The 6,313-nt window shown below is 60.3% G+C and carries 6 protein-coding genes and 1 pseudogene; 3 read left to right on the top strand and 4 right to left on the bottom strand.

Translation table 11 applies throughout. The annotated features are described in order from the left end of the window. A pseudogene (locus APH41_RS10505) lies at positions 1–255 on the top strand (transglutaminase family protein); the annotation flags it as partial. Between the two features lie 131 nt (positions 256–386). Here the strand turns inward: APH41_RS10505 and APH41_RS10500 are convergent. Beyond that, positions 387–569, bottom strand: a complete 183-nt coding sequence (locus APH41_RS10500; protein WP_034125662.1) for a hypothetical protein — start codon at positions 567–569, stop codon at positions 387–389. A 333-nt stretch (positions 570–902) separates the two neighbouring features. On the opposite strand from APH41_RS10500, the gene azu reads away from it, so the two are divergent. After that, positions 903–1,349, top strand: a complete 447-nt coding sequence (gene azu, locus APH41_RS10495; RefSeq protein ID WP_003188091.1) for an azurin — start codon at positions 903–905, stop codon at positions 1,347–1,349. A 136-nt stretch (positions 1,350–1,485) separates the two neighbouring features. Here the strand turns inward: azu and nadE are convergent, their stop codons facing one another. From nadE to APH41_RS10480, 3 genes are all read right to left on the bottom strand, one after another. Further along, a complete protein-coding gene (gene nadE, locus APH41_RS10490; protein WP_014716685.1) occupies positions 1,486–2,313 on the bottom strand; it encodes an ammonia-dependent NAD(+) synthetase in 828 nt (275 codons plus the stop codon). Positions 2,314–2,316: 3 nt separating this feature from the next. Further along, a complete protein-coding gene (gene pncB / locus APH41_RS10485) occupies positions 2,317–3,531 on the bottom strand; it encodes a nicotinate phosphoribosyltransferase (RefSeq protein WP_003188094.1) in 1,215 nt (404 codons plus the stop codon). Between the two features lie 207 nt (positions 3,532–3,738). Next, on the bottom strand, positions 3,739–4,629 hold the full coding sequence (locus APH41_RS10480; protein ID WP_054918841.1) for a LysR family transcriptional regulator: 891 nt from the start codon (positions 4,627–4,629) through the stop codon (positions 3,739–3,741). A 154-nt stretch (positions 4,630–4,783) separates the two neighbouring features. Between APH41_RS10480 and APH41_RS10475 the strand changes: the two genes are divergently transcribed. Beyond that, positions 4,784–6,274: an aldehyde dehydrogenase family protein gene (locus APH41_RS10475; protein WP_019818294.1), complete on the top strand. Its 1,491-nt coding sequence runs from the start codon at positions 4,784–4,786 to the stop codon at positions 6,272–6,274. The last annotated feature ends 39 nt before the right edge of the window (positions 6,275–6,313 follow it).

Below are 6,313 nucleotides of genomic sequence, written 5' to 3'. Positions count from 1 at the left end.
TACCTGCTCACCCAGCCACCGCCCGGCCAGCCACGGCTGATTGGCGCGGATGCTTCCCATGCGTGGGTTTCGGTGTTTTGCCCGGTATCAGGCTGGGTGGATTTTGACCCGACCAACAATGTGCAGCCGGCGCTGGAGCACATCACCCTGGCCTGGGGCCGGGACTTTTCTGATGTGTCGCCATTGCGGGGGGTGATTCTGGGGGGAGGCAGCCATGACCCGGAGGTGCGGGTGACGGTGATGCCGCTGGAATGAAAAACGATCATTCCCACGCTCTGCGTGGGAATGCCTGCTGTGACGCTCTGCGTCACCCTTGCGCTGGCTTCAAGCCTGGTGCGGGACGCGGAGCGTCCTGGGCTGCATTCCCACGCGGAGCGTTGGAACGATCATTCAGTTGGAGCTTTCGGGGTTTCGGTCTCGTCAGGTGCCGCTTCACCTTCGGCATCCGGGTTCAGCGCGCCGGCTTCTTCCTCAGCAGCGGCTTTCTTGCGTTGCAGCTTTTCCTCTTTCTTCTGTTCCTTGGCCAAGTCTCTCTGACGTTTGGCGAAGGAGTAATTAGGTTTGGCCATGGGCGATCCTCTAGGGTCGAAGGTGAGGGTGGGCGGCGCGCAGCTGCCTCGGGTCGTCATGGTAGCAGCTTCGGGGGGGCGTTTGCTTTCACTTACCGCAGGCGTAGGCAGCCAGGAGGCCGTTGAACAGGTGATTGAGGTGCATGGCATGAACTCCCGTGAGTGATGGGCCGATCATAATCAGGGTGCGGCAGTTTGGCTGGTTGATTGTGTTGATGAAGCTGATAGCCTAAAGTTGTATACAATCTGTTGATTCAGATCATAAGAACTCAAGCCTGATTGAGGCACCCTTACCGCAATCCGCGTTTTTAAAACCCTGCCTTGGAGATTCACATGTTTGCCAAACTCGTTGCTGTTTCCCTGCTGACTCTGGCGAGCGGCCAGTTGCTTGCTGCAGAGTGCAAGGTCACTGTCGACTCCACCGACCAAATGTCGTTCAACACTAAAGAAATCACCATCGACAAGAGCTGCAAGCAGTTCACCGTTGAGCTGACTCACTCGGGTAACCTGCCCAAGAACGTGATGGGCCATAACTGGGTGCTGACTACCGAAGCCAATATGCAACCGGTGGCAACCGACGGCATGGCTGCGGGGATCGACAAGGATTACCTGAAAGCCGGTGATGAGCGCATCATCGCCCACACCAAGATCATCGGTGCTGGCGAGAAAGACTCGGTGACCTTCGACGTCTCCAAGCTGAAGGCCGATGAGAAATACAGCTTCTTCTGCTCGTTCCCAGGCCACATCTCGATGATGAAAGGTGCTGTGGTTCTGAAGTAAGACCGCGTTATCGTTCATCGCAGACAAGCCAGCTCCCACATTCGACCGCATTCCCATGTTGGAATCCGGTCAAGTGTGGGAGCTGGCTTGCCTGCGATGGCGATGTGACAATCAATGCAAAACGATCAGGTTCACCTCAAGGCGCAAACGGCATCACCCGCTTGTGCTCAGTCTTGCGATAGGTCTCGCAGATAATTCTGAACGCCTCCTCACGCACCGGCTCACCCTGCAGGAACGCATCAATCTCGGCATAGGTCACGCCATGTGACGCCTCGTCCGGCTTGCCCGGCGACAGGTCTTCGAGGTCGGCGGTCGGCACCTTCTCCACCAGCGATTCCGGCGCGCCAAAGTGACGGGCAATGGCCCGCACCTGATGCTTCACCAGCCCGCTCAACGGTGCCAGATCGCACGCGCCATCACCGAACTTGGTGTAGAAGCCCATCACCGCTTCCGCCGCATGGTCGGTGCCGATCACCAGCCCACCGGCCGCGCCGGCGATGGTGTACTGCGCCACCATACGCATGCGCGCCTTGGTGTTGCCCAGCACGAAGTCACGGGACGCCGCGGCCTTGCCTTCAAATGCGGCCACTTCATTGGCCAGGGCTTTAACCGCCGGGCCGATGTTCACGGTGTGACGTTCATCCGGCTCGATAAAGTCCACCGAGGCCTGGGCGTCGTGCTCGTCGAACTGGGTTTCGTAGGGCAGGCGCACGGCGATAAAGCGGTACGCCTCATCGCCGGTGCTGGCGCGCAGTTCCTGCACCGCACGTTGGGCCAACAGGCCTGCGGTCAGGGAGTCGACACCACCACTGATGCCGAGCACCAGGGTCTTGAGCCCGGAATTGCGCAGGCAGTCCTGGATAAAGGCCACGCGCCGGGCAACCTCGGCTTCGAGTGCGGCCTGGTCCTTGAACGGGGCTTGCACCTTGAGCTGTTGTGCAATCTCACGCTGTACGGCTTGCATGATTCACTCCTTGCTGGATAGGGCAGGTACTTTGAAAACGTGACGCAAATAGGCGACAAAATTCGGGTCGGTGCAATGGGTCTTGCCCGCTTCATCGGAAATCTTCGCGACGGGCTGGCCATTGCAGGCGGTCATTTTAAGCACGATGCTCATCGGTTCCACCCCTGGAATATCACAGGTCAGGTTGGTGCCGATGCCAAAGCTCACATTAATGCGACCGCGCAACGCCCGAAATATTTCCAAGGCTTTGGGCAATGTCAGACTGTCGGAGAACACCAGGGTCTTGCTCATCGGTTCGATGCCCAGCTTGTGGTAGTGAGCGATGGCTTTTTCTGCCCACTGGATCGGATCACCGGAGTCATGGCGCAGGCCGTCGAACAGCTTGGCGAAGTACAAGTCGAAGTCGCCGAGGAAGGCGTCGGTAGTGATGCAATCGGTGAGGGCGATACCCAGCAGGCCACGGTACTCGCGCACCCAGCAATCAAGGGCGGCGATCTGGCTGTCGATCAGGCGCGGGCCGAGTTGCTGGTGGGCCATGATCCACTCATGGGCCATGGTGCCCAGCGGCTTCATATCGAATTCGCGCGCCAGGTGCACGTTGCTGGTGCCGACAAAGCGCCCCGGGAAATCGTGCTTGAGCACGCTGACCACTTCCTCTTGCACCCGGTAGGAAAAGCGCCGGCGCGTGCCGAAATCCGCCACTTGCAGCTCCGACAGCTCATCGCTGCTGGCATTGGCGGTCAGCCAGTCGAACTTGCGATACAGCTGCTCGCGGGCCTGTTCAAGGATCACGGTCTGGTAGCGGTAGCGGTTACGCACCTCGCTGACGATGGCCAGCATCGGCACTTCAAACAGGATCACATGCAGCCACGGTCCGCGCAGGCGGATAAACAACTCGCCGTTCTCGATGCCGGTTTGCACATACCGCAGGTTGAAGCGAAACAGCCCGAGGAAGCGCAGAAAATCCGGCTTCATAAAGCTGATGCGTTCCAGGAACCCCAGTTGATCGGGGCTCAGGCTCAGCTCGGCGAGGCGCTCGATCTGGTAACGGATCTCCGCCAGGTAAGGGCGCAGGTCTTCACTGTTACGGCAACGAAACTCCCATTCAACTTCCACGTTCGGGTAGTTGTGCAGCACCGCCTGCATCATGGTCAGCTTGTAGAAGTCGGTGTCGAGCAGGTTCTGCACGATGCGATCGGCAAACACACTCTCGCTCATAACGGGAATCTCCAGACGGGTCGGCGATGGAGGCCGGCCTTTACGCGCAATTGAGGAAGGGGGTTAGTGGCGCATAGACCTGTGGGGGATTGCCAGTGATTTTTTCAGTAAGGCCACTGGCGCCATCGCAGGCAAGCCAGCTCCCACCTTTGAAATGCGTTCCAAACGGTGGGAGCTGGCTTGCCTGCGATGGCGATTCTCCAGGCGCTAAAGCACCTGCTCCATCATCCACTTCACAAATTCGCGCACCTTGGGCACCTCCGCCGAATGCTCAGGATACGCCAGGTAATAAGCATCCTGGCTGGGCATCGCATGCTGCCAGGGAATCACCAGCTTGCCCTCGGCCAATTCCTCCTCCACCAGAAAGCGCGGCAACAGCGCCACGCCGCACCCCACCTGCGCCGCACGGATGCACATGTAGAACGTGTCGAACCGCGGCCCGTGGTAACTGTGCTCGGTATGAAAGCCCTGGCTGGCGAACCAGTCATGCCAGCCCTGAGGCCGCGAGGCGTTTTGCAGCAGCACCAGCTCGCTCAGTTGCGTGGGGTCGGTGAAGGGCTCGGCGGGGAGGCTGTCGGGCGAACACACCGGTACCAGCTCTTCACTGAACAGCTTCAGGCTCTCGGTGCCGGGACGTGCGCCCTGGCCGAAATAGAACGCCATGTCGGCCTTGCCTTGCAGTAACTCGTCCGGGTCCTGTTCGTTGCACAGGTCCAGGTGGATCTGCGGGTGGCGCAAACGCCATCCCTTGAGGCGCGGCACCAGCCAGCGTGCGCCGAAGGTGTAGGGAGTGGACACACGCAGCACTTCGGTTTCGCCGCCGTAGGAGCGCAGGTAGTGGGTGGACATTTCCACTTGGGTGAGGATCTTGCGCACTTCCACCAGGTACAGGTCGCCCGCCGGGGTCATCTGCAAGCGCCGGCGCACGCGGCGAAACAGCAGGTGTTGCAACAGTTCTTCCAACTGCGCCACCTGTTTGCTCACCGCGCTTTGGGTGAGGTTCAGTTCCTCGGCGGCACGGGTGAAGCTCAGGTGGCGGGTGGCCGCTTCGAAACACTGCAGGGCGGTGATCGAGGGCAAATGTCTTTTGTTCAGCACGGCATGCCTCTTTTTATTCTTTGCATGAATAAAGGGAATGATATCTCGCCTAATCGTCGTTTGTTGGCAAGTCTTGGGCCAGCTACAAATAGGGCCAGGATCGCCGTGCGTATTGCGGCGCGAATTCTTGTATGCAGATTTGAAGGAGTGACCCATGGTTGCCGCATTGCTTGATCGTCTCGGGGTAAACCCGGCGCTGTACCAGGCCGGGAAACAACCCGTGCATTCACCGATTGATGGCAGCCGTATCGGCAGTGTCCATTGGGAAGGCGCCGCCGAGGTGGAGCAACAGGTCAGTCGCGCCGAGCATGCATTCGAGGCCTGGCGCAAGGTGCCGGCACCGCGACGTGGCGAGCTGGTGCGCCAGTTCGGCGACGTATTGCGCGAATACAAGGCCGACCTGGGTGAACTCGTTTCCTGGGAGGCCGGCAAAATCACCCAGGAAGGCTTGGGTGAAGTGCAGGAAATGATCGACATCTGCGACTTCGCCGTGGGCCTGTCGCGTCAGCTGTACGGCTTGACCATCGCCTCCGAGCGCCCAGGCCACCATATGCGCGAAACCTGGCACCCGCTGGGCGTGGTCGGCGTGATCAGCGCCTTCAACTTCCCGGTGGCCGTGTGGGCGTGGAACACTGCGCTGGCCTTGGTGTGCGGCAACGCTGTGATCTGGAAACCGTCGGAAAAGACCCCGCTCACCGCACTGGCCTGCCAGGCCTTGTTCGAGCGCGTACTGAAAAAATTCGACGGTGCCCCTGAGTATCTCAGCCAAGTGATCATTGGCGGCCGCGACGCCGGCGCTGCGCTGGTGGATGACCCGCGCGTCGCCCTGATCAGCGCCACCGGCAGCACGCGCATGGGCCGTGAAGTGGCACCCAAAGTCGCCGCGCGTTTCGCCCGCAGCATTCTTGAGCTGGGCGGCAACAACGCGATGATCCTCGGCCCAAGCGCCGACCTGGACATGGCCGTACGCGCCATCCTGTTCAGCGCAGTGGGCACCGCCGGCCAACGCTGCACCACCCTGCGCCGGCTGATCGCCCATGAGTCGGTCAAGGAAGAAATCGTCACCCGCCTCAAGGCCGCCTATTCGAAAGTGCGCATCGGCCACCCTCTGGAAGGCAATCTGATCGGCCCGCTGATCGACAAGCACAGTTTCGACAACATGCAGGACGCCCTTGAGCAAGCCTTGAGCGAAGGCGGCAAGGTGTTCGGCGGCAAGCGCCAACTGCAAGACAAATTCCCCAACGCCTACTACGTATCGCCAGCCATCGTGGAAATGCCCGAGCAAAGCGACGTGGTGTGCAGCGAAACCTTCGCGCCGATTCTTTACGTGGTCGGCTACACCGACTTCGCCGAAGCCCTGCGCCTGAACAACGCCGTGCCACAAGGCTTGTCATCCTGCATCTTCACCACTGACGTGCGTGAAGCCGAGCAGTTCATGTCGGCGGTGGGCAGCGACTGTGGCATTGCCAACGTCAACATCGGCCCGAGCGGCGCGGAGATCGGTGGCGCGTTCGGGGGTGAAAAAGAAACCGGCGGCGGGCGTGAATCGGGCTCGGATGCGTGGCGCGGGTATATGCGCAGGCAGACCAATACCGTGAACTACTCGCTGGAGCTGCCTCTGGCACAAGGCATCACGTTCGACTGATCTGGCACGGTCGATGTGGGAGCTGGCTTGCCTGCGATA

Origin of the sequence: Pseudomonas sp. NBRC 111138, assembly GCF_001320835.1 — a bacterium.
Taxonomy (GTDB): Bacteria; Pseudomonadota; Gammaproteobacteria; order Pseudomonadales; family Pseudomonadaceae; genus Aquipseudomonas; species Aquipseudomonas paracarnis.
The sequence above is the reverse complement of the archived record's forward strand: the minus strand, read 5'-3'. Positions and strand labels throughout refer to the sequence as shown.